This is a genomic window from Luteolibacter ambystomatis, from assembly GCF_018137965.1.
Classification (GTDB): domain Bacteria; phylum Verrucomicrobiota; class Verrucomicrobiia; order Verrucomicrobiales; family Akkermansiaceae; genus Luteolibacter; species Luteolibacter ambystomatis.
Genome location: NZ_CP073100.1, coordinates 693,008 through 714,587 on the forward strand (window position 1 = coordinate 693,008; position 21,580 = coordinate 714,587).

Annotated in this window: 20 protein-coding genes, 1 tRNA gene and 1 pseudogene; 14 read left to right on the top strand and 8 right to left on the bottom strand. The window is 61.5% G+C overall.

The window, feature by feature from the left end:
• Positions 1-108: 108 nt before the first annotated feature.
• Both mgtE and KBB96_RS02660 read left to right on the top strand, forming a co-directional pair.
• A pseudogene (mgtE, locus tag KBB96_RS02655) lies at positions 109-1,482 on the top strand (magnesium transporter); the annotation flags it as partial.
• A gap of 621 nt (positions 1,483-2,103) precedes the next feature.
• Positions 2,104-2,607 (top strand): hypothetical protein, encoded by a 504-nt coding sequence (locus tag KBB96_RS02660; RefSeq protein WP_211631984.1) that lies wholly within the window; start codon positions 2,104-2,106, stop codon positions 2,605-2,607.
• A gap of 13 nt (positions 2,608-2,620) precedes the next feature.
• Here the strand turns inward: KBB96_RS02660 and KBB96_RS02665 are convergent, their stop codons facing one another.
• Positions 2,621-2,890 carry a hypothetical protein gene (locus KBB96_RS02665; RefSeq protein ID WP_211631986.1) on the bottom strand — a complete coding sequence of 90 codons (270 nt, stop codon included), beginning with the start codon at positions 2,888-2,890 and terminating at the stop codon, positions 2,621-2,623.
• Positions 2,891-3,090: 200 nt separating this feature from the next.
• On the opposite strand from KBB96_RS02665, the gene KBB96_RS02670 reads away from it, so the two are divergent.
• The 3 genes from KBB96_RS02670 (at position 3,091) to KBB96_RS02680 (ending at position 5,698) form a co-directional block, all read left to right on the top strand.
• Positions 3,091-3,612: an ElaB/YgaM/YqjD family protein gene (locus tag KBB96_RS02670; RefSeq protein WP_211631988.1), complete on the top strand. Its 522-nt coding sequence runs from the start codon at positions 3,091-3,093 to the stop codon at positions 3,610-3,612.
• 3 nt (positions 3,613-3,615) lie between these two features.
• Positions 3,616-3,930: a hypothetical protein gene (locus KBB96_RS02675; protein ID WP_211631990.1), complete on the top strand. Its 315-nt coding sequence runs from the start codon at positions 3,616-3,618 to the stop codon at positions 3,928-3,930.
• 136 nt (positions 3,931-4,066) lie between these two features.
• Entirely contained in the window at positions 4,067-5,698 is a 1,632-nt protein-coding gene (locus tag KBB96_RS02680) for an NAD+ synthase (RefSeq protein ID WP_211631992.1), read from the top strand.
• On the opposite strand, the gene KBB96_RS02685 is transcribed toward KBB96_RS02680, so the two are convergent.
• Entirely contained in the window at positions 5,688-6,509 is an 822-nt protein-coding gene (locus KBB96_RS02685; protein ID WP_211631994.1) for an alpha/beta hydrolase, read from the bottom strand. The genes KBB96_RS02680 and KBB96_RS02685 overlap by 11 nt on opposite strands.
• 222 nt (positions 6,510-6,731) lie before the next feature.
• Between KBB96_RS02685 and KBB96_RS02690 the strand changes: the two genes are divergently transcribed.
• From KBB96_RS02690 to KBB96_RS02715, 6 genes are all read left to right on the top strand, one after another.
• Positions 6,732-9,095 carry a right-handed parallel beta-helix repeat-containing protein gene (locus tag KBB96_RS02690; RefSeq protein WP_211631996.1) on the top strand — a complete coding sequence of 788 codons (2,364 nt, stop codon included), beginning with the start codon at positions 6,732-6,734 and terminating at the stop codon, positions 9,093-9,095.
• Positions 9,096-9,970: 875 nt separating this feature from the next.
• On the top strand, positions 9,971-10,582 hold the full coding sequence (locus KBB96_RS02695) for a hypothetical protein (RefSeq protein ID WP_211631998.1): 612 nt from the start codon (positions 9,971-9,973) through the stop codon (positions 10,580-10,582).
• 638 nt (positions 10,583-11,220) lie between these two features.
• The gene (purU, locus tag KBB96_RS02700; protein ID WP_211632000.1) at positions 11,221-12,078 is read left to right on the top strand and encodes a formyltetrahydrofolate deformylase; all 858 of its coding nucleotides are present in this window, start codon (positions 11,221-11,223) and stop codon (positions 12,076-12,078) included.
• Positions 12,079-12,156: 78 nt separating this feature from the next.
• Positions 12,157-13,002, top strand: coding sequence for an energy transducer TonB (locus KBB96_RS02705; RefSeq protein WP_211632002.1), 846 nt, complete (start codon positions 12,157-12,159; stop codon positions 13,000-13,002).
• Positions 13,003-13,098: 96 nt separating this feature from the next.
• A tRNA-Ser gene (locus KBB96_RS02710) sits at positions 13,099-13,189 on the top strand.
• Positions 13,190-13,302: 113 nt separating this feature from the next.
• Positions 13,303-13,695, top strand: coding sequence for a hypothetical protein (locus tag KBB96_RS02715; RefSeq protein ID WP_211632004.1), 393 nt, complete (start codon positions 13,303-13,305; stop codon positions 13,693-13,695).
• A gap of 207 nt (positions 13,696-13,902) precedes the next feature.
• Here KBB96_RS02715 and KBB96_RS02720 read toward each other — a convergent pair whose 3' ends face one another.
• From KBB96_RS02720 to KBB96_RS02740, 5 genes are all read right to left on the bottom strand, one after another.
• Positions 13,903-14,106, bottom strand: a complete 204-nt coding sequence (locus tag KBB96_RS02720) for a hypothetical protein (protein WP_211632006.1) — start codon at positions 14,104-14,106, stop codon at positions 13,903-13,905.
• A 110-nt stretch (positions 14,107-14,216) separates the two neighbouring features.
• Complete coding sequence (locus KBB96_RS02725) at positions 14,217-14,651, bottom strand: DUF2752 domain-containing protein (protein ID WP_211632008.1); 435 nt, start codon at positions 14,649-14,651, stop codon at positions 14,217-14,219.
• A complete protein-coding gene (locus tag KBB96_RS02730) occupies positions 14,648-15,574 on the bottom strand; it encodes a bifunctional riboflavin kinase/FAD synthetase (protein ID WP_211632010.1) in 927 nt (308 codons plus the stop codon). The genes KBB96_RS02725 and KBB96_RS02730 overlap by 4 nt, the downstream gene beginning before the upstream one ends.
• Before the next feature lie 90 nt (positions 15,575-15,664).
• Positions 15,665-16,399 carry a tRNA pseudouridine(55) synthase TruB gene (truB, locus tag KBB96_RS02735; protein WP_211632012.1) on the bottom strand — a complete coding sequence of 245 codons (735 nt, stop codon included), beginning with the start codon at positions 16,397-16,399 and terminating at the stop codon, positions 15,665-15,667.
• 115 nt (positions 16,400-16,514) lie between these two features.
• Positions 16,515-17,507, bottom strand: a complete 993-nt coding sequence (locus KBB96_RS02740) for a DHH family phosphoesterase (RefSeq protein ID WP_211632014.1) — start codon at positions 17,505-17,507, stop codon at positions 16,515-16,517.
• Between the two features lie 338 nt (positions 17,508-17,845).
• Here KBB96_RS02740 and KBB96_RS02745 point away from each other — a divergent pair, with 338 nt between their 5' ends.
• Complete coding sequence (locus tag KBB96_RS02745) at positions 17,846-18,367, top strand: PH domain-containing protein (protein ID WP_211632015.1); 522 nt, start codon at positions 17,846-17,848, stop codon at positions 18,365-18,367.
• Between the two features lie 151 nt (positions 18,368-18,518).
• Here the strand turns inward: KBB96_RS02745 and KBB96_RS02750 are convergent, their stop codons facing one another.
• Entirely contained in the window at positions 18,519-19,025 is a 507-nt protein-coding gene (locus KBB96_RS02750; protein ID WP_211632017.1) for a glycine cleavage system transcriptional repressor, read from the bottom strand.
• Between the two features lie 303 nt (positions 19,026-19,328).
• Here KBB96_RS02750 and trpE point away from each other — a divergent pair, with 303 nt between their 5' ends.
• Positions 19,329-20,831 (top strand): anthranilate synthase component I, encoded by a 1,503-nt coding sequence (gene trpE, locus KBB96_RS02755; RefSeq protein WP_226373628.1) that lies wholly within the window; start codon positions 19,329-19,331, stop codon positions 20,829-20,831.
• A 12-nt stretch (positions 20,832-20,843) separates the two neighbouring features.
• Positions 20,844-21,407, top strand: coding sequence for an anthranilate synthase component II (locus tag KBB96_RS02760; protein ID WP_211632019.1), 564 nt, complete (start codon positions 20,844-20,846; stop codon positions 21,405-21,407).
• Positions 21,408-21,580: the final 173 nt, after the last annotated feature.

The following is a 21,580-nucleotide window of genomic DNA, read 5'->3' on the forward strand; positions in this document are numbered from 1 at the left end:
CGGGGGCTTTCCGCACGGCTGGCGGGCGGGTTCGCAAACTTCTTTCACGCTGGCTGCCATTGGGCTTGCCGCCTCGCGATCCGGGGGGTAATCGGCGCTTGGCCCGCCATGCTTTCGGAATTGCAGGAACAGCTCGTGGAGCGCCTTCAGAGCGGAGACTTCTCCGGCCTGAAGCAAGTGCTCGGCACACTCGCCCCCGCGGACTTCGCGGAGGCGATCGAGCCGTTGCCCGCCGAGGAGAAGGCGGTGCTGTTCCGCCTGTTGCCCACCGGCTCGGCGGCGGAGGTGTTCGAATACCTCCACGTGGAGGACCAGGAGGAGTTGATTCACGCGATGAGCAGCCGCGATGCGGCGCGCATTCTGGAGGCGATGTCCTCCGACGACCGAACCGCCCTGCTTGAGGAACTGCCGACCGCGGTCTGTGCGCGCCTGATCGAGATGCTTTCGCCGGAGGAGCGGCGCGTGGCGCTGCGCCTGCTGGACTATCCGGAGGACTCCATCGGCCGTCTGATGACGTCCGAGTACCTGACCATCCGCGACGAGTGGACGGTGAAGGAGGCACTCGACCACATCCGGGCGCGCGGCAACGACTCCGAGACTCTCAACGTGCTCTACGTGGTGGATGACCACGGCAAGCTGCTCGATGACGTCCGCATCCGCGAGTTTCTGCTCGCACCGCTCGATCGCAAGGTGGGCGACCTGCGCGATGGCAAGATGACCCTCCTTCACGCCACCGACCACCAGGAGGAGGCGGTGAAGGCATTCCAGAAATATGACCGCACGGTGCTGCCGGTGGTCGATGGGAATGGCGGCCTCGTCGGTATCGTGACCGTCGACGACGTGCTCGACGTGGCGGAAGAGGAAGCCACCGAGGACATTCAGAAGCTCGGTGGTATGGAGCATCTGGATGAGCCGTACATGGACATTTCCTTCGCCCGGCTGGTGAAGAAGCGCGCCTCCTGGCTCGTCATCCTGTTCCTCGGCGAAATGCTCACCGCCACGGCGATGGGCCATTATGAGGAGCAGATCGAGAAGGCGGTGGTGCTCGCGCTCTTCGTGCCGCTGATCATTTCCAGCGGTGGCAACAGCGGCTCGCAGGCGGCCACGCTGATCATCCGCGCGATGTCGCTGGGTGAGGTGGGGCTGCGCGACTGGTGGCGGGTGATGCGCCGCGAGATCTTTTCGGGTTTCGCTTTGGGAGTGATCCTGGCGATCATTGGCGCGCTCCGCATTTCGGTCTGGGCCGGGGTGTTCCCCAATGTCTATGGCGCGCACTGGGAACTGGTGGCGGCTACGGTGGGCCTCTCGTTGATCGGAGTGGTACTGTGGGGATCACTGTCAGGCTCGATGCTGCCGTTTCTGCTGAAGCGCTGCGGGCTGGACCCGGCGACTTCATCGGCTCCCTTTGTGGCTACTCTGGTGGACGTGACCGGGCTGGTGATCTACTTCGCCGTGGCGGGCTTCGTGTTGCACGGCGCGCTGAATTCCCCGGTGCCTGCATTGCGCGGACCGGTGGCGATCCATGAATCCGCCTCCAAGGAAATCGGAAGTCTCACTTTCACCGGAGTCACGGATGCCGAGTGGTTGGCTCCAAAGGATGGCACCCACCGCATTCCGGTAACGGTGCAGCTCCGGGTGGCCAATGGCGGGGCGGAGCAGGTGGTTTTCCCGGTGACGGAATCGGTCCGACTCTCGGTGCAGGATGGGAGTGGCAAGGAAATGGTGGTCCCCGCCGACGGCAAGGAGGACCCGGTGATTTCGCAATCGGTGGTGATCCCGGCGCATGGCAGCTACACGCTGGCACGTACGGCTTATCTGGATTGGGACCGCAAGACCACTCAGGCGGTGCTGCACTACACGGATGACCGTGGGACCGAACAACGGACGGAACCGCTGCCTGCGGGAGACTACCGTTTGAAGTTCACGCTCTCCGGAAACGCCGTCGATGCCAAGACGGATGGGCCGAAGACCTGGACCGGTAATGGAGTTACCGGCGAAGTGCTTTTCCGGCTGACGGAGCAGCCGGAGACGAAGTAATCCACGCGGAAACGGGAAACTCCGTTCTCGCATGGCGATCCATGGGTGGTCCATCTTCACCGCAGGATGGAATCCTATCGCAAGCGCCTGCTAACCGCCCGTCTCGTGCTGGGCTGCGGCTTTTTACTCGCGGTGGCCGCCCAATGGCCGCCATTGGTGGTGTTCCGCCTTTCCGGCCTGGCCCAGCGGTATGGTACGGTGGTGGAGGACGTGACCATCCGCGTGTGGGAGGTGCTGTGGCAGCTCGGGGGAACGCTCGGACAGGATCTCAGGAATGGGAACTGGGCATCGCTGGGAATCCTTCTGGGCTGGTTCTCGCTGTTTGCCTTTCTGGCCTCATCGCCGTGGTTGGCTGGTTTTTATGCGAAGGCGGCGGCATTGCGGAGGATCGCCCGCACCATGGCGGTGACGTTGTGGCTTTCCCTCACCGTATTGGCGGTGGCTATCGGAAAGGCCGCAGGGCCCGGTTTGTGGCTGTTCGTGGCGTCGCTCGCGATTCACGCCGCGGGGCTGTTCATGATCCCGCGCGCGCATGCGCAGGAGATGGAGATGCCCTCCGGCGAAGCATGAGATACTCGATTTGCTACGGCCTGCGCCGTATTTGCATGGCCGCCGTCTCGGGTGCGGCATCGAGCCCGGCTTCCTCCGCCGTGCCATCCACATCCTCGTCGGCCGCGCTCAATTCCGGATCCGGATCCAACAGGTATTCCTGGGAGGATTCGTGGGTTTCTTCCTCGGCCACTTCCAAGCCTTCCTCGACGAGTTCCTGGTTCGGATTTTCATCAAGGTAGTCGGGGCCGGTTTTGATATTCGGCGCACGCGGCATGGGTTCGGACGGGTCGTAGGCATTCATGGCCTTTCAGCATAGCACAGGACGGAGGATCGTGCGTCGGGACAATCGCTCGATCCAGTGCGCGGTTGGGTGCATCCTGCAATCGCCACAGGCTGCCGAAAACTTGATGCATGCGTGGGTTTTGTTGTGCAAGTAATTGATAAATAATGAATTTCAAGTTTTTGGTTAGCCTTGGTACGGCCCCTGCGAAAAGACCGGACATGAGCACATCAATTTTCCATTCCAAGGAACAGGGCCGCCAGGCGGTGGAGGATGTGAAGGATCAAGCCCGGCAGGCTGCCAATGATGTCCGCGACGCGGCCGATGAGGTGGCGGGACGCGCCCGCCGCATCGGAGCCAATCTCCGGGAAAATGCTTCCGATGCGGTTCAACGCGCCACGGGCGCTGTCCGCGAACTGAAATCCCGGGGCACCGATGCCGCCGACCATGTCCGTGATTTCATCCGCGAAAAGCCGCTGGCAGCCGTGGTCGGATTCGCCGCCTTCGGGCTGGCGGTGGGTTATCTTCTGCGTCCGGCTCCACGCAAGCGCGGCTGGTTCGATGCCTCCGACATTTCCGATATTCTCCAGCCTCTGGAACGCCGCGCGCGTTCCGGCTACCGCGATCTGCGCAGCCGTGGTGCGGATGTCATCGGGTCCGTCCAGGACCGCATCCCGGATCATCCGGTGGATGCCATGGTGGACCGGGCCCGCTCGTTTGGACGGAATTTCAAGTTCTGGTAATCCATGAGCACTGCCACCCAAAGCCAAGGTCCGACTTTGTTCGAGCCGCCCACCGTCGAAGAAGGCGTGCAGGCGTTGTTGGACGATGGAAAGACCTTCATCCGCAGGCAATATGAAGCCTGTGAGGAGCAGGTGGTGAGGCATCCGGCCAAGGCCGTGCTTGCTGCTGTGGCTGCGGGTTACCTCATCGACCGGCTGCCGCTGCGAGCGATCTTCATCACGAAGATGCGCGTTCTGGCCGCCCTGACACCACCGGTGTTGTTCGCTTTTGGCGCCGCAAAAGTCTGCGAATATCTGCAGACCAAGGCGCGTGAATAGATTCCCTTGGGGAGGGAAATGCAAGACGAAGGAAAAAGAAGGGTCCGCTTCTGCTAGTCAGGGCGGGCCCTTCATCTTTGTCTTTGGGTCATCGTTCGCGTTGACCAACTCCGGCTCTCGGCCAACTCTTCCTTCCATGAAGATCGGCATCGCTCAGATCAACGCCGTGGTGGGGGATTTCCCTGGCAACGTGAAGCGCCTCGTGGCTGCGTATCGCGAGTGTATGGAAGCGGGTGCGGATCTGGTGGTGACGCCGGAAATGTCGCTGGTCGGCTATCCGCCGCGCGACCTCGTCTTCAAGAGCCAGTTCGTGCCGAAGTGCCTGCAGGCGCTCGATCATCTGGCGGGTGAGATCCGCTCGGTGCCGCTGCTTGTCGGCTACGTGGATCATCATGCCGAGGGCCGGGGCAAGCCGTTCCGGAACGCTGCCGCGTGGCTCCAGGATGGCGAGATCCGCCATCGCATTTGGAAGTCGCTGCTTCCCACCTACGATGTCTTCGACGAGCGCCGCTATTTCGAACCCGGTGAATCCTGCGAGCCGATCGGGTGGAATGGTCATCGCATCGGTGTGACGGTGTGTGAGGACATCTGGACCGAGGACTATCTCCAGCGTCCGTTCTACGATCGCGATCCCGCCGCGGAGCTGGCCGCGCGACGGATCGATGTGCTGATCAATCTCAGTGCTTCGCCCTTCCATGTGGGCAAGCCGGCGGTGCGGCGCGCGCTCATCACCGATGTGGCCTGCGAACACGGCGTGCCGGTGGTGTATGTGAATTCCGTGGGTGGGAATGACCAACTTGTGTTCGATGGACATTCGCTGGTGGTGAGCGGGGAGGGGAAGCTGCTGGCGGCCTTGCCCGGGTTTGTCGAAACCTGTCACGTGGTCGATCTGGATACCGCGCCCGAAATCGAGCCGCCGGTGTCCGAGGCGGCGGCTGATTTGTATGAGGCGCTGGTGCTCGGTCTCCGTGACTATGTCACCAAATGCGGCTTCTCAAGCGTGTGCCTGGGGCTGAGCGGCGGGATCGATTCCGCGCTTACCGCGGTGATCGCCGCTGATGCGCTGGGACCGCAGAACGTCCATGGTCTCACCATGCCGAGCGGCTTTTCGTCATCCGGCAGTGTGGATGATTCCATCGCACTGGCGGAGAAGCTGGGCATTCGTTGTGATGTCGTGCCGATTCAGAGCACCTTCGAATCGGTGAAGGCGGCGATGAAGCCGGTTTTCGGCGATCTTCCCGAGGACGTCACGGAGGAGAACATGCAGGCGCGCATCCGCGGCCTCTACCTCATGTCACTCTCCAACAAATCCGGGGCGCTGCTGCTGACCACCGGCAACAAGTCGGAATTGGCGGTCGGCTACTGCACCATCTACGGTGACATGTGCGGCGGCCTCGCGGTGATCTCCGATCTTCCGAAGACGAAAGTCTATGAAGTCTCGCGATGGATCAATCGCGAGCGGGAGATCATTCCATGGGCCACCATCGACAAGCCGCCGAGCGCCGAGCTCCGTCCTGATCAAAAGGACCAGGACACGCTGCCGCCGTATGATGTGCTGGATGCGATCCTGGAAGGCTACGTCGAGCAGCACCTTTCCGCGGATGAAATCATCTCGCAGGGTCATGAGGAATCCCTCGTCCGCTGGATCCAGCGCCGCGTGGATCTCAATGAATGGAAACGCCAGCAGGCGGCACCGGGCATCCGTGTGACCACCAAGGCCTTTGGCATCGGGCGGCGCATGCCGATCGTGCAGCGCTTCAACGGATAGCCGCAGGACGGTGGGCTTTCTTTTGGGCTTCGTTTGCGAGAAAGGTGATCGCTTCCTTCTTCGTGACATCGGGGAGGTCCCACATGACGGAACCATGCCCGAGTCGCGGGAGAACGATCCGCTTGCCTTGGCCAGGCCGGCACGCGTCGAGCAGCCGTTCGGATTGTACCGGCGGTACGGTGCCGTCGTCCGAGCCGTGGATGAATAGCAGTTTCGCGTCCGTGTGCTTTACCGCGTCCACCGGGCGGATGGATCGTGGATCGAATCCCGCTGCGTGACGCACGCTGGAGCGGACGACCGGCAACAGTGCGGTCATCGCGCCATGATAGCGCTTTTCGGCTTGGTAGCGGAGAATGCCTTCCAGATCCGCAATCGGCGCGAGGAGCACAGCCGCCTTCGCCTCCGGCCAGGATGGCAGGGTCTGTAAAGCCACCGCGGTGCCCATGGAATAGGCCCAGATCGTTTCCATGCCACGCGGGCCGTGATCCATCCGTCGTGAGGCGGCGATGACCCGTAGTGCATCATCCACCTCATGGGTGCCGTAGGTGGCGCGCTCACCGCCGCTCTTTCCATGGCCGCGGCTGTCCCACGCCACGCAGCGGAATCCCGCGGCCGAGAGTTCCTTCGCCGTGGGCAGCATCTGCTCCTTGGAATTGCCGAAGCCGTGGAAGAGGTAGCAGGTGCCCAGCTTGCTGACTTGCGGGGAAGCTTCGATGACCAAGGCGGAGAGCGTGATGCCATCCGCGGCGGTGACCTCGAATCGTTCCGGGCGCGTCCGTGTCTCCTTCACCCAGTGCGCTCCGTCCTTCACGCGTCTCGGCAGAGTCAGGAAATCGGTCGCCCGGCGGGTGACGCAGGACCCGCATGCAAAACACAGCAGAAGCAAAACGGCTCGTCGGATAGCGGTCATCACCGTGCGAATGGCAACCGTGCCAAGGTCGCCGCGTCAAGCGGAAGGCGGGCATTTCCACCGGCCGAAAACCCGAAATCGGCAATTCCCACCCCGGCAAGCCATTGCTAGGCTCCGCTTCAAATGACTCTCGATGCAGCGCGCCGCATTCTCGGACTGGAACCGAATGACGATCCGGCCACCCATCTGAAGGATTTCAATGAGGCCCGTGACCGTATCGCGGAATTGGTCCGTACCGCCCCGAATCCGACCATCGCCGCTCGCTATCAGGCCGGGCTTTCGGAGTTCGATGCAGCGCTCAATGTGATCCGCCTGCACATGGCCGCTCCGGCGATAAATCCGGTGGTGCCCGCTGTGGAGGCGACCTCCACGCCTGTCGAGGGACCGGGTGCCATCAGCAGCGAGCCTGCGGTCCATGCGGTGGAATCCGCTCCGGTAGAGCAGCCCGAAGTGCTGCCGGTGGCGTCTCCTGCGGCTCTGGTGCTGGAGCCCCCTGCCTTTTTGAGCCAGTCCTCACCCGTGGAAGCGGAACCTGTGCCGCCCCCTCCGGCTCCTATCGAAGCACCTGCGGAAATTCCGGTGGCTGCCGCCGTGCCTGAGCCGGAAATTCCCGAGGCCACATCGACCGCACCCACACAGAATCTGCCGATCGACCTGCCGACTCCCACATCGAAGTTGGTTCCCGCCTCGACCGAAGTTCCTGCTCCGGCGGCGGTCGTGCCCTCTGCGCCGCCTCGCAAGAAGAGCGGCAATGGGTTTCTGGTCACTCTGCTGATCCTGCTGCTGCTGGCGGTTGCCGGTGGCTATGCATGGCTGCGTTTGGAGGAGGACAAGCGCTTCGCACGGAAGGGAGAGATTGTGGAGTTGGAGAAGAAGGGCGCAAAGTTCGTGGAGGACCGTCTGTGGGATGAGGCCCGCCACATTCACGATCAGATCGACTCCATCGACCCGGGTTCCGAAGTGGCCGCCACCTTGCAGCGCAGCATCGAGGCGGGCATCAACGAGGAGAGCCAGCAGTTCATCCAGCATTGGAACGACCGCGCCCTCGCGGAGTTCGAGTCCGGCAACTACGATGCCGCCCTGGCCGCGATCAAGGAAGTGCTTTCCAAGGACCCGCGCAATGCGGAGGCACTGGAGCTCCAGAAGAAGATCGAGGAGGCACGCAAGACCGCCGCGTTTCAGAAAGCCAAGGAAGCCATCACCGCCAAGTTGACCGCGAAGGATTGGGAGGGAGCCATCGCCGCCGCCAAGGAAGCGCAGGCGAAAGGCGGCCTGGAACCGGCAGCGGCTGCGGAGGTGGCTTCGCTTCTTGCCAGTGCCGAAGCTGGCAAGAAGGAAGCGGAGGCGATGTATCTCAAGGCCCGCGATTTCTACGCGAAGGCCAAGGAGCGTGATGCCGGCAAGTATGACGCTCAGGGACTGGAACTGGCGCGCGAAGCGATGGTGCTGGCTCCGCAGGACCCGGAGATCAAGGCGCTCTTTGAAAAGCTCGCTTCCTACGTGCGGACATTGCATGTCCCGGGCGACTTCGCCACCCCGGCGGAGGCGCTGGCGGATGCGCATGACCGTGACCGCGTGGTCATCGCGGAGGGGGAGTGGCACGGACCGCTGGTGGTGAATGCAGCCGTGGAAATCCAAGGCGCGGGCAGCGACAAGACCTATGTGACCTGTCCCGCAGCGGATGGAGCCACACTCACGATCGGACCGGGTGGGAAGGGCGCGCGCGTCACCGGCATCACCTTCCGGCACACGTCTCTCGATCCATCGGCGGAGCGTTTCTCCGGCGTGTTGGTTCGTGGCGGCCAGGCCACCTTCGCCAATTGCCATTTCCTGGAAGCCGCAGGCCATGGCTTGGCGGTGATCGAGGGTGGGACCGCCTCCGCCAGCCATTGCCGTTTCTCCAGCAATGGCTGGGACGGTGCTTCCGCAAGCGGCGCGGGCAGTTCTCTGGAAGTCCGCGATTCCGATGTCACCAACAACATCGAGCACGGCTTGGACGTGTGGGATGGAGCCACAGGTACGCTCACCGGCAACCGCTGCGATGGCAACAGCCGCAATGGCATCCACATCGATGCCGGAGCCGCGCCCGTGACCGTCACCAACAATCAGTTCCGTAACAACCGCGAGTTCGGTCTGGTTCTGACCCGCGGTGAGGTCGGCAAGGTTTCCGCCAACACGGCAACTGGCAATCTGATGGGTGGCGTTGTCGTCCGTGCGGCCGCCACCCGCATCGCCGTCGCGGGCAACCGCATCCAGTCCGATACCTCGCCGGGACTTGCCCTTGAGAAGGGTGTGAATCGTGCGGCCTATGCGGGCAATGAAATCACCTCCGCGGTGCCTGCGAATCCGACCATCCTGGAGAACGTGGATTTCAATGCCCAGCCGCCTGCGGAACCCGCTCCCGTGCCGGAAGGCGCGGCTCCGGCTTCCGCCCCGACTCCGATGCCAGCACCCGTACCTGCGCCGAAGCATCCCAAGAAAAAGTAACGCGGAAGAGGAGAGTCCTGCCGTACAATCGATCGGCGGAAACCGGAGTGCCGGTGTCCGCCGATGGCAGGGGGAGATGGTTGGGAGGAATGGTCAGGAAAGGGTTCCGGGGGGAGGTCTTGCTGACGGATTCGTTATGCCACAAAAGCGGACTCAGGCCCATTCCGTGATCACGGAGACGCGATGGGTGGAAGTATATCGAAGCCCGATATTGATGAGGCACATGAGGCTTCGGAAATATTCCTGATCCCAATCTGTTAGAGGAGATGCTTTTCCAACCGGCCTGCATTGGCTCCGGATCCTTGTTAGGAGTGGTTCCTTTCGAGGAGCCATTTTGCGCACGATGGCCGTGGCAGATAGATCCGGTCGGCTCCTCACTCCCGATCATCGCGCGGAGAAAGGACCGTTCTCCCTCAACATGGCGGCTCGAAAGCCGCCACTTGTCTGTCGAGAGCGACTGTCGGCCGATCCGCTCCAGGGTGGTTGGGAGTTTTCCTCGGATTCCAGAGACGTGTCGTCCCAAGGTCTGAAGGAATTTCAGCCAACCCGGAAAAGCAATCGGCGGAAGCCGGAACGGGGGGATTCCGGCTTCCGCCGATTTGAAAGAGGGATGGGGGGATTTTCTTCCGGGGGGAGAAGATCGGCGTCCGGTCGGGGGGAACCTCGCGCTGACGAGAGAACCATGTCACAAAATCGGCCACATTGGAATTCCGTGATCGCGTGGAGAGGAAATCCAAGGGGTGGGACGGGACAGGGTCGAGTTTTGGATAAAAACCTTATAGGTCTAGGAAGAGCGGCAATTTACTTCAGACATATTGAACATTGACAAGATTCGACAATTAACGCAGATAGTGGGCAAACGTAGCCAAAGAGCCATGTTCCCCCTTGGACTGAACCCTCTCCCCATCAGCCGTCCGGAAGGTGAAATCCCGGAAAGTGCCGGCTGGGACGACTTCGTTTCCTCCGATGCGGTGCGCCAGGTGTTATCCGGAGCGTGTTCCGGGCGCCTTGCCGTGAGTTCGCTCGATTTCGGGCTTTCGTCCAATGACGATGATTTCGCTGCCGTGGCACTGATCGCCCCGCAGATGGAACCCGAGCCCCGGGTTTTTGTGCCGGTGGTTTGGCCGGAAGCGGTGGCCGCAGAGGCGGCATTCTCGCGCCGGATCTTCACGCCGGTCTTCGATCCCGTGGGCACCCGTGCCACCCCTCCTGCTGTGCCTTCCTGGGATGGCATCGAGGCCGGGTTGGCCGCCCGTGCCGGTTATCGCTGGTGGATCCCCGGCATCGTGGGGGTGGCGGCTACTTTCGTGTTGTCCGCCGTCTTGTTCCTTTTTTCCCAGCAGTCGGGATTGCCCCACGGAGCGATTGAAACACGCGCTCCCATTCCGGCGCTTCCTGCGGTGAAAGCCGCGGATGCCACGGCGGAAGCCCGTGGCGATCAGGGTAAGGAACCATCCGTGGCTGTGACCGACTGGACCAATCCGTAAAACGAGAAGGCCAGGGATGATCTCCCACGATCCAAGCGCTCCCAAGAGGTGCTTGGATCTTTTGTTTGAAGGGGACAACTTGTGAATAAGCTGGCAAGTAGCGCGAGGCTCCTGCCTTGCGTGCTGCTCGTGGAGCTATTCGACAAGGGCTGTCGTAGATCCTATCCGGCTCCCTCCCCCGCACGCGAGGTAAAGCTTCGCCACCATTTCAAACGGTGATCGTGAGCTTCATCTATTCACATTCTATTTACAGTTTCTTCCCTTCAATCGATCGATGGGTTGGTATTTTTTACGACGTTCACCGTATTTCACGAAACGATGGAGTTCCTTTCATATTTTCCATCGCCTCCATGGATCAAATGCCGGGAATTTGATCCTGATTCATTCATAAATCTCGTTTGGATACTTCCGGGTTCTTTTCCGGAGAGAATAATTCAAGCCGACAATCGGGATTCCATCTTAATCTTCAATCGAACGCTTGGCAGCTTGAATGCGGCAAAATGGCGCGGCTGAATTTGGATCAGAAAATACTTGGTTTTCCAGACCGCCCATGGATGGCTTTGCCGGATCTTCTGCCAATCATCTAGGCAATTTGGTCGATTGCGCTCGTTCTAACGGCCCGACATGCTCGGCGCACCATGGCCCGTGCCGGATTGATCCTGAAATTGAGTTGCCCCGACCAACCGGGGATCGTTGCGAAAGTCGCCAGCTATGTTGCCTCCCATCACGGCAATCTGGTGGAGTTCGCCCAGTTCTCCGACCAGCTTGGGAAAAAGTTCTTCGCCCGCCTGGAGATCCACACCGCGGATCTGGATGTGGATGTGGAGGATTTCATCGAGGGCTTCGGGACGCTCGGCCGCTCGCTCCGCGCCACCTGGCATTTCCGCCGCCTGCCCTTCAAGATGCGCACGGCGGTGCTGGTGACGAAAACCGACCACTGCCTGCAGGAGGTTCTGTGGCGCACCGAGCTGGGCGAGATGCCGGTGGAGATCACCTCGGTGATCGGCAACCGGGAAACCTGCCGCAGCGCCGCGGAACGGGCCGGGTTCGATTTCCGCTATGTGGAGATGGAAGGCCGCCGCGAGGAGGGCTTCCGCGAGATCCGGGAATTGCTGGTGGAGCAGAAGGTGGAACTGGTGGTGCTGGCGCGCTTCATGCAGATCCTGCCGGACTGGTTCTGCGAGGAATTCGCGGGTCGGGTGATCAATATCCACCACAGTTTCCTGCCGGCCTTCATCGGGGCGAATCCGTACAAGCAGGCTCATGAGCGCGGCGTGAAATTCATCGGTGCCACCTGTCACTACGTGACGGGAGAACTGGATGCAGGACCAATCATCGAGCAGGAGGTGGAGCGTGTGCAGCACTTCCACGGACCCGCGGACCTCGTCCGTCTCGGCCGGAGCTGCGAGCGCGCCGCGCTGGCGAAGGGCATCCGCTATCACGTCCACGACCGCACGATCCTCGATGGCCACCGTGCGATCGTGTTTCCGGATTGAAGATCGTCCGGCGGAAGGAAGATTCGGCGCTCGTAATCGGGCGGGAGGCGGATATCCCTCCGCGCCTTCGATTGTTAGATGAATCCACACCACCTGATTTCCGCCACGTGTGCCCTGGCCGCCGTTCTTCTTGCGTCCTGTGCGCCATCCACCCATCCCCGGCAACTCGACCGGTTGGAGCTCTTTAGAATCAACAAGAGTCTGGAGGCTGACTATGCAGCCAAGGGCCGGGACATGGAACTGGCCAAGCCGCTTCATCTGGTATCCGCGAGCAAGCCTGTTTATCCGGAGGAACTGCAGGATCAGGGTGTGACCGGTGCGGTGACGGTTTCCATGACGATCAATGAAAAAGGTCGGGTGGAAGTGGCGAAGGTGCTCAAAACCACTGACAAGAGGTTCAACACCGAAGCACTGGCGGTGGTCTACAAGTGGAAATTCGATCCTCCGGTGGGCAAGGAGAGACCGCGCAAGGTGACGGCCGTGCAGCGAATCTTCTTTGCCGCCGGCCACGGTGACGATGCCGCCACCGCGCTGGGTGAGAAATTCGGTGGAAACCTGCTCGTCTTCCACTATCCGAAGGACAAATACCGGTCCCTGTGGGCTGACAAGCCGGAGTATCTCTTCCTGCTGCAACCCAGGGCTCTCGTTCGCGGGCCACGGATTGTCAGCCAGCCGGATCCCGTGTTTCCCCCGACCCTGTGGTCCCAAGGGGGACGAGCGGCATTGGATGTCTCCTATGTCATCGGCAAGGACGGAAGCGTGGAAGCGGCGAGAGTGATCGACTCCACGCATCCGGTGGTGAATGATGTGGTGCTCGGCGCCATGCGGAAATGGAAGTATCAACCGGCGGCGAGCAAAGAGGGCCCCGAGCGGGTGCTATGGGAGAAACGCTTCATTTTCAAAACAAAGAACGGCACGATCTGAATGCCGCACCCCCTGGGGCGTGGACGGGAGCGCGGGATTTGCCGAATTGAGCGCTTTACAAGCCGGGGCCGGTTGCTAATTTGCCGCCCCATCAACGGACAGGTGGCTGAGTGGTTGAAGGCACTCGACTCGAAATCGAACGTAGGCTAATACCCTACCGTGGGTTCAAATCCCACCCTGTCCGCCATCCCTTTCCAATCAACCGGTTCTGAAGTTTCAGAGCCGGTTTTTTATGGCCCGGATCTGTTCCGATATGGGATGCGGAAGGCAGGGTCATCCAACGGGCTCTGAAGCGATCCTATGTATGAGCCACACGGCCGCGATCACCAGACAGATCTCGCGCGTGCCATCGCCGCAGCGCCCGATCACTTTGGTCCTTACCGGACTTTCGAAAGAGCCGATGCCTTCGATGTGGAGTCGATCGGAAATCCAAGGGAATTTCCATTTCACCACGCTGGCCGTTGTGCGGTTCTCCACATGGGCTTTGAGACCGAAAAGTGTTTTTCGAATGGCGAGGATATGGCCGGGGAACTGGATCAGGCCATTCAGGTTTTCGATGTGGTCGGGCCAGGAGCGTTCGAGCGTGGCGATTTCAACGAACTGATTTCCGGAGGCCTCGAGAATCCGCCGGTCCTGGAAATCGAAATGGAGCAAACGGCCGTCGATCTCGACGATGTCCGGATGATCTGTTGAGCAGGGGATGAGTCCGAAGAGCTTGTGGTGGCGCTTGTGTGGTTGACACATGAACTCCGTCATCTTGCCGTGGATCTATCGGATGGGATTGCCATGGCGGGAAAGAAAAATGGAGAAGCTGCGTCATGGGCCCAACTTCCGTACGAAAAAACCCCGGAGCTTGAGGGCTCCGGAGTATAAGGACGAGGTGATGGAATGAATGACTGCTCAGGGAGAGGTTCCGATGTGGGCGCTTGCCGAGAAATTGCCCGACATGATCGCGCCGATGATGTAGAGGATGATGCAGCCGGTCCAGATCAGCATGATTTTCTGCAGGCCGTGCTTGCCGGAATTCATCCAGCCCCAGATGTAGGCCCATATTCCGCAGAAGATGCCGATGATGCCAAGCAGTGGCTTTTCGGTCTTGAACATTTTGATCAACACGATGATCCAACAAATCAACCATCCGAGACCGCCCAGAGATAAGAGTAGAATGCCCATGGTGTGTTTCTATTGAGGGTTAAATCACGGCTTTCACCGATCTAACACTCATAGCAGAAACCAAGCCAACGGGTCAAGCTATAGCCCAACAGGGCGAGGCCGATCCACAGCGGCCAGCGGGTCAGGTGTTCGAATTTCTCCAGCCGCCGGATATAGGCCGTTCGCCAAGGTGGGGGACAGGCGAGGCCGATTCCCACGGCGATCCAGAACAGGGTGAACACGGGAGCCAGCGGGTGGAATTTCACCATCGCCGCCCAATCCCCGCGCAGCATGGCGAGAGTGGCGCGGGTCAGGCCGCAACCGGGGCAGGCGTGGCCGGTCACGGACTTGAATGGGCAGCGGAACCAGTGCCAGCCAAGCAAAGCGGTGAGGCCGTAAGCCGCCCCCCCCAAAGTCATGGCAAGGCCCAGTTTCCGCTCGCGGATGAGGTAGCTGGCCACCGCCCAGCGGGATTCCGGGGCGGGGGAGGTGTTCATGGGGTCTCGGCGAGAATGGTCCGGGCGGATTCGGCATCCAGCCCGATCTGGTGCTTCAACTCATCGAGGGAGCCGAATTTCTTCTCCCCGCGGAGATGGGAGATAAACGTGACTTCCAGCGTGCGGTGGTAGAGATCGCCGACGAAATCGAAAAGATGGACTTCCAGTGCATGTTGCACGCCATCGACAGTCGGGCGCACGCCGAGATTGGCCACGCCTTCCAGTTTCTCATCTTCAAGGGCGGCCCGCACCGCCCACACGCCGTCGGGGGGGAGTTGGACGTCACCGGTCGCGACATTGGCGGTAGGGAAGCCGAGCTGGCGACCGAGCTTTCGTCCTTCCATGACGTGGCCTTCCACGCTGTAGGTCCGGCCCAGCATGGAAGAGGCGGCGGCCAGATTGCCATCGCGGATGGCCTGGCGGATGCGGGTGCTGCTGATGCGCTCGCCATCGGCCATGACCGGGGGCACCGCTTCAAGCCGGAAGCCCCGCTCGGCGGAAAAGGTCCGGAGCATCGGCACGTCGCCGCGGCGGGCGTGGCCGAATTTCCAATCCTCGCCGATCGAGATGGTTTTCACCGGTGCCATGCACAGGCGGTCGATGAACGTCTCCGCCTCCATGCGGGCGAAGGCTTCATCAAAGTGGATGGCGAAGAGGAGATCGACGCCGAGCTCGGCTAGAAGATGGGCCTTGTGGTCGAGCGTGGCGAGCAGCGCACGCGGAGCCTTTTCCGGCGCAAGGACGCGGATGGGATGAGGATCGAAGGTGACGACGCCCGCCTTGCCACCCTCGCGGCGTGCGGCCTCTAGGGCACGCCCGATCACTCCGCGATGGCCGAGGTGGACGCCATCGAACACGCCCAGAGCCAGATGCAACGGGCCGGTGGCTTCAGCGAGTTCCTCGAATCGGGTGAGACGGAGCACGGCGTCAAAGTGGATGGTGAATCGCGATTGGTAAATCGTGGAAAAGGCCCCTTTTCCACGATTCACGATTTACCATTTGCGGGCGATTTCTCAAGCGCCACGCATCAGCGAGATCTCGGCGAGGGTGACCATCGCTTTCATGAGATCCTCGCGCGGGCCGTGCTTGAGGGCATCCACGGTCACGGCGCGCTCGAGGGTGAACTTGCCGGAGCGGGTGCGGCGCAGGGCGCTGAGGTGCGCGCCGCAGCCGAGAAGCCGGCCGATGTCGTGGGCGTAGGTGCGGACGTAGAAGCCCTTCGAGCAGTTCACGGTGAAATCAATTTCCGGCAGCTCGGTACGATGAACCTCGTAGCTGGTGACATGGACGGGGCGGGGTTCGCGTTCGATCTCCTGTCCCTTGCGGGCGAGCTTGTAGAGCGGCACGCCGTCCTTCTTGATCGCCGAGACCATCGGCGGGATTTGTTCGAAGGCGCCGGTGAATTTGCCGAAAGCCGAATCGATCTCGGCGGCGGTGAAAGCGGACACCGGCTTTTCCTCCAACACCTCGCCCTGCCGATCCTGGGTGGAGGTGGTGGAGCCGAGCGTGAGGGTGCCTTCGTATTCCTTGTCCTCGCTCATGAGCAGATCCTGGATCTTCGTCGCGCGGCCGATCACCAGCATCAGCAGGCCGGTGGCCATGGGATCGAGGGTGCCGCAGTGGCCGATCTTCTTCGTATTGAGCGCGCGGCGGGCGATGGCGACAACGTCGTGGGACGTCATGTCCGGGGCCTTGTCGATGAGCAGGACGCCGCTGGGGCCGAGGGGTTCGAATTCGTGTTTAGGCATTTGGGAAAGGAGTTGGGGCTTTGGAATTTTCAGCCGCAAAGAGGGGCAAAAATCGCAAGAGGGAAGAATGCAGGGGCACCCGAAACGGATGAAGGGGCCTTTTGCTCCTGAGAGTTCAGGAGCGGGCGCTGGCTTCCACCGCGCGGTGGATTGCGGCGAGAACCTTGGGCTTCGCGTCTTCCAGTGGTCCGGCCATGCGGATGCCGGCGGCAAGGGCGTGCCCACCGCCGCCGAACTCGAGCGCGATCTTGCAGACATCGATGGCGCGGTCCTTCGAGCGCATCGAGACGCGGATTTTTCCATCCGGCAGTTCCTCGAAGAACACGGCCACCTGCACGCCGCGGATGGCGCGGATGATGTCGATGAGGCCTTCGCTGTCCTCCGGGAAGAGGGCGAGCTTGCGGCGGGTGTCATCGCGCAGGTCCCAGTGGGCGACGATGCCGTTGTCGGAAAGCTGGAGGGTGTTGAGCAGGGCGCGCATCAGCTCCACGCGGCGGAACGGATGGCTGTCGTAGGTCAGCTCGTTGATCTTGCCCACGTCCAAGCCGCGGCGGATGAGATCGGCTCCCATCTCGTAGGTCTTCGCGGTGGTGTTGGGATACTGGAAGGAACCGGTATCGGTGGAGACGGCCACGTAGATGGCGTCCCGCGTTTCATCGGGGAAGGGGAGGTCCAGTGCGGTGATGAGATCGTAGAGGATCTGACCGGTGGCCGGGCTGGTGGAGTCGATCAGGTTGATGTCCCCGTAGCGCGGGTTGGAAATGTGGTGGTCGATGTTGATCCAGATGTCCGCACCGGAGGCGGCATGCAGGGTGGCATCGCCGAGGCGCGGCTTGGTGGCCGTATCCAGCGCGATGGCGACTTCAGCGTCCACCGGATCGGCGGGCGGCACCTCGATGCGGTGCGAGCCGGGGAGGAAGGTCAGGTTGTCCGGCAGGCCGTCCTCATTGATGAGGCGCACGCGCTTGCCCGCTGCTTCCAAGGCGAACCCGAGGGCGATCTGGGACCCGATGGCGTCGCCATCCGGACGCACGTGGCTGAGGATGACGAAGGACTCGTGGCGACGGAGGATGTCACCGATTTGTTCGAAAGTGGCGTTCTCGCTCATGGGATGGAACCGCAGCGCGGGGGGCGGATTCTGCAAACCGCCCTCTCCCGCGCAAGGACGAAAACGGGAGGGGAAAATCCACTCAAGAGGATGGGAACCACGAAAGACACGAAGATTCACGAAAGGGAGGATGCCCGGGAGTGTGTGAGTGAGGGATGACCTGGGAGCGGCAGCATGCGAATGACAAGCCTTCGCTAGGGACGTTCCGGACGCTCATCCTTTCGTGAATCTTCGTGTTTTTCGTGGTTTCATCTCTTCCGGCTGGAAGCTCAGACGACTACAAGAATGCCATCGCTTTTCCATTTACCCTAACGGCCGGGCGGGGCAGCATGCGGGGCGTGAGTTCTGATGAAACGACGTTGTGGAAGGGCAGCCCCTCGCAGTGGCTGAACCTCGGTCCCTTTGTGATCACCGCGCTCCTTGCCGGAGGGGTGGTGGCGGGCGGGATATTCTTCCCACCGGCATGGGCGCTCATGGTGATCCCCATCTTGTATGCGGTGTGGCGCTTCCTGCTGGTGAAGAGCCGCCGCTTTGAACTGACCACGGAGCGCCTTCGTGTGACCGAAGGCGTCTTCAACCAGAAGATCGACGAGATCGAACTCTACCGCGTGAAGGATATCGCGATGGAACGCCCGCTGTGGATGCGTCTCACTGGTTTGGCCTCCGTGAATCTCCAGACCTCGGATCGCTCGCTGCCGTTCCTCACCATCCCGGCGATCGTGAACGGCGTGGAACTGCGTGAGAAACTCCGCAAACAGGTGGAGGTCATCCGCGACAGCAAGCGCGTGCGCGAACTGGACATGGACGACCATCATGAACCCGGGGACCTCGACCACGCGTTGGATGTCAATTCGCCGTGAGAGAGTGCGGCTGAGAGCTTCGCATTCAGAAATGTAGGGGGAAGCTCTGCTTTCCCTCTTTGGGGGGGCGGCTGGCCTATCCGTCTCCGCCAACAAAGCTGGCGGAGACGATTCGAAAGCGGAGCTTTCGACTTCGATGGTCTCTTGGCGATTACTTCACCTCCACCGAGAGGTCCGGGCTGAGTTTTTCGATGGCGGTGACGATGGCTTCCACGGCCGCGCCTTCCGGGAGAGCCACAGTACCGCTGGCGCGGAAGATCGGATGGCCGCTCATGGCCGCGCTTTCGAGGCCGGTTACGAGTTCCTCGACATTGCCACCCGCGCCGCTGATGGCGGCGGCAAGCTGGCGCACGATGCCGGGGCGATCATTGCCGACCACGTCGATGGAGACGGTCTGACGGGTCGGGGCTTCGGCAGCTTGCTCGCGGGCGAACTGGATCGAGAGGCCGTCTTTTTCCAAGGTCTTCAGGGCGGCGACAAGGCCTTCGGCCTCGGTCTCCGGGCACTCCACGCGCAGGATGCCGGCGAACTGGCCCGCCATCCGGGCCATGCGGCTTTCCAGCCAGTTTCCGCCATGATCCGCGACCACCGATGAAAGGGACTGCACGAGACCCGGGCGATCCGGACCGAGAACGGTCATCACAAGATTGCTTTTCATGAAGCCCCATCACACACCCGATCCTAGGCGGATTCACGTTTTTTCCGTCTCGTTGGCGGAAAAATCACTGGCCTCGTCACGGAAGGGGCGCGCGGTGGGTGAACCACGAAAGACACGAAATTTCACGAAAGGGAGGGTGATGGGATATTCTCCCACAAGAAGGGCTCTCTTTGGTCAGAGATGCCTTCGCTCGTCCATATCCGGTTGCCCTCTTTATCGTGAAATTTCGTGCGTTTCGTGGTTTGGAGGCTGTGGCCACTCCGCCCTTGCGCTGAGGGGCTATCCGGCCATGCTCCGGGCGCAGTGAATTCCATTCCGGTCGAGCCATCTTTCGAGTCCTTTGCCCAGTTGGCGGAACAGGGGAACGTGATCCCCGTTTACACCCAGCTCGCGGCTGATTTCGAAACCCCGCTGTCCGCTTATCTGAAGATTCGCGACAGCCGGCACGCCTTCCTTCTGGAAAGTGCCGAAAGCACCGACAAGAGCGGACGATGGTCGATCCTCGGCTCGAATCCCCGGCGTGTCTTCGAGGCCCGCGGAAAGGACATCACCGTGCGCCAGGGACTGAACGTCCGCAACTTCACCGCGGAGGACGACGTGCTGGCCGCGCTGGAGCGTGAGATGGCCCCGTTCAAACCGGTGCGTCATGGCAACCTGCCTCCGTTCTGCGGTGGCATGCTCGGCTATCTTTCCTACGATGCGGTCCGCCAGTTCGAGCCCACCATCGGCACCGCGCCGAAGGACGAACTCGGCGTGCCGGACGCGGTTTTCATGCTGGCGGATACGCTGATCGTGTTCGACCAGCGCCTGCGCCGTCTCCAGATCGTCGCGAACGCTTTCCCGGAGGAACATGCATCCTTGGAAGAAGCCTACACCGAAGCCCGTGGCCGCATCGCCGCGATAGTGGAGATGCTGAACCGTCCGCTCCACGTCCCAGCCCTCAATGGTCTGGCCGCAGTGGAAGCTCCGCAGGCGGAAAGCAACACCACCCGTGAGGAATACGAGGGCATGGTGCTGGCGGGGAAGGAGTACATCGCCGCTGGTGACATTTTCCAGTTCGTGCCGAGCCAGCGTTTCCAGACACCGTTCCATCGCTCGCCGGTGGATCTTTATCGCGCGCTGCGCCATGTGAATCCCTCGCCCTACATGTTCATCCTGGAGCTGGGAGACTTCGCCCTCGTCGGCAGTTCGCCGGAGGTGCATGTCCGTTCCATTGGAGGTCGCATCGACATCCGCCCGATTGCAGGCACGCGCCGTCGTGGGGCCACTCCGGAGGAGGACGATGCACTGGCCGCCGAACTGATGGCGGACCCGAAGGAGCGCGCCGAGCACCTCATGCTCGTCGATCTCGCCCGCAACGATGTCGGCCGCATCGCGAAGCACGGCAGCGTTCATGTGGATGACTTCATGATCGTGGAGCGCTACAGCCACGTCATGCACATCGTCTCGAACGTGACCGGCCGGCTCGATTCCGGTCACAGTGCCTACGATGTGCTCCGCGCCACCTTCCCGGCAGGCACCGTGAGCGGCGCGCCGAAGATCCGCGCGATGCAGATCATCAACGAACTGGAGAAGAGCAAACGCTGCGCCTATGCGGGCGCCGTAGGCTACTTCGGTTTCGATGGCAGCCACGATGGCTGCATCACCCTGCGGACCTGTCTCCTCAAGGATGGCATGGCCTACGTGCAGGCCGGTGCCGGTGTCGTCGCCGACTCCGTGCCCGCCTCGGAATACGAGGAAACCGTGAACAAGGCAAAGGCCGTGCTCCGCGCGGTGGCGCTCGCCCGCACTTTGGAAGAGAACTAACTCACCGCCATCATGCTGCTCATCATCGATAACTACGATTCCTTCACCTACAATCTCGTCCAGTACTTCGGCGAGCTTGGCGCGGAGATGAAGATCGTGCGCAATGACGCGATGACCGTGGACGAGGTGAAGGCGCTCGCTCCTTCCCGCATCTGCATTTCACCCGGTCCTTGCACACCCACCGAGGCGGGCATCTCCTGCGAGCTCATTGCGGCTTTGGGTCAGACAACACCGATCCTTGGCGTGTGCCTTGGCCATCAATCGATCGGCCAGGTCTATGGTGGCGATGTGATCCGCGCGCCACGCCTGATGCACGGCAAGACGTCTCCCATCTTCCACAACAACAGCAGTGTCTTCGAAGGACTGCCGAGCCCGTTCGAGGCGACACGCTACCACTCCCTCATCGTGAAGAAGGAGACGCTCCCGGATTGCCTGGAGATCACCGCGTGGACCGCCGAGGACGAGATCATGGGCCTCCGCCACAAGGAGTTCCCGGTTCATGGCGTCCAGTTCCATCCGGAGTCGATCCTCACCCAGGACGGCAAGAGGATACTGGAGACCTTCCTGCGGCTTTGAGCGCGGGTCGGATTGCCGGAGAACGGATTTCAGGTCCGTGCCCCGGTGGGGTGGGCGTGGATTTCCGGGCCGTCCTTTCAGAAAAATTTCCGGAATAGGTCAGGAATTTCCGGGGAATGGAATCAGGGATTATGGTCTCTTGGGTTCCAGTCCGGTCGAGGTGTTCCCGTGGC

Coding starts and splice junctions, on each gene's coding strand:
- KBB96_RS02660 (WP_211631984.1), top strand. CDS start 2,104: ATGGAATCCTATCGCAAGCGCCTGCTAACCGCCCGTCTCGTGCTGGGC.
- KBB96_RS02665 (WP_211631986.1), bottom strand. CDS start 2,890: ATGAATGCCTACGACCCGTCCGAACCCATGCCGCGTGCGCCGAATATC.
- KBB96_RS02670 (WP_211631988.1), top strand. CDS start 3,091: ATGAGCACATCAATTTTCCATTCCAAGGAACAGGGCCGCCAGGCGGTG.
- KBB96_RS02675 (WP_211631990.1), top strand. CDS start 3,616: ATGAGCACTGCCACCCAAAGCCAAGGTCCGACTTTGTTCGAGCCGCCC.
- KBB96_RS02680 (WP_211631992.1), top strand. CDS start 4,067: ATGAAGATCGGCATCGCTCAGATCAACGCCGTGGTGGGGGATTTCCCT.
- KBB96_RS02690 (WP_211631996.1), top strand. CDS start 6,732: ATGACTCTCGATGCAGCGCGCCGCATTCTCGGACTGGAACCGAATGAC.
- KBB96_RS02695 (WP_211631998.1), top strand. CDS start 9,971: ATGTTCCCCCTTGGACTGAACCCTCTCCCCATCAGCCGTCCGGAAGGT.
- purU (WP_211632000.1), top strand. CDS start 11,221: ATGGCCCGTGCCGGATTGATCCTGAAATTGAGTTGCCCCGACCAACCG.
- KBB96_RS02705 (WP_211632002.1), top strand. CDS start 12,157: ATGAATCCACACCACCTGATTTCCGCCACGTGTGCCCTGGCCGCCGTT.
- KBB96_RS02715 (WP_211632004.1), top strand. CDS start 13,303: ATGTATGAGCCACACGGCCGCGATCACCAGACAGATCTCGCGCGTGCC.
- KBB96_RS02720 (WP_211632006.1), bottom strand. CDS start 14,106: ATGTTCAAGACCGAAAAGCCACTGCTTGGCATCATCGGCATCTTCTGC.
- KBB96_RS02725 (WP_211632008.1), bottom strand. CDS start 14,651: ATGAACACCTCCCCCGCCCCGGAATCCCGCTGGGCGGTGGCCAGCTAC.
- truB (WP_211632012.1), bottom strand. CDS start 16,399: ATGCCTAAACACGAATTCGAACCCCTCGGCCCCAGCGGCGTCCTGCTC.
- KBB96_RS02740 (WP_211632014.1), bottom strand. CDS start 17,507: ATGAGCGAGAACGCCACTTTCGAACAAATCGGTGACATCCTCCGTCGC.
- KBB96_RS02750 (WP_211632017.1), bottom strand. CDS start 19,025: ATGAAAAGCAATCTTGTGATGACCGTTCTCGGTCCGGATCGCCCGGGT.
- KBB96_RS02760 (WP_211632019.1), top strand. CDS start 20,844: ATGCTGCTCATCATCGATAACTACGATTCCTTCACCTACAATCTCGTC.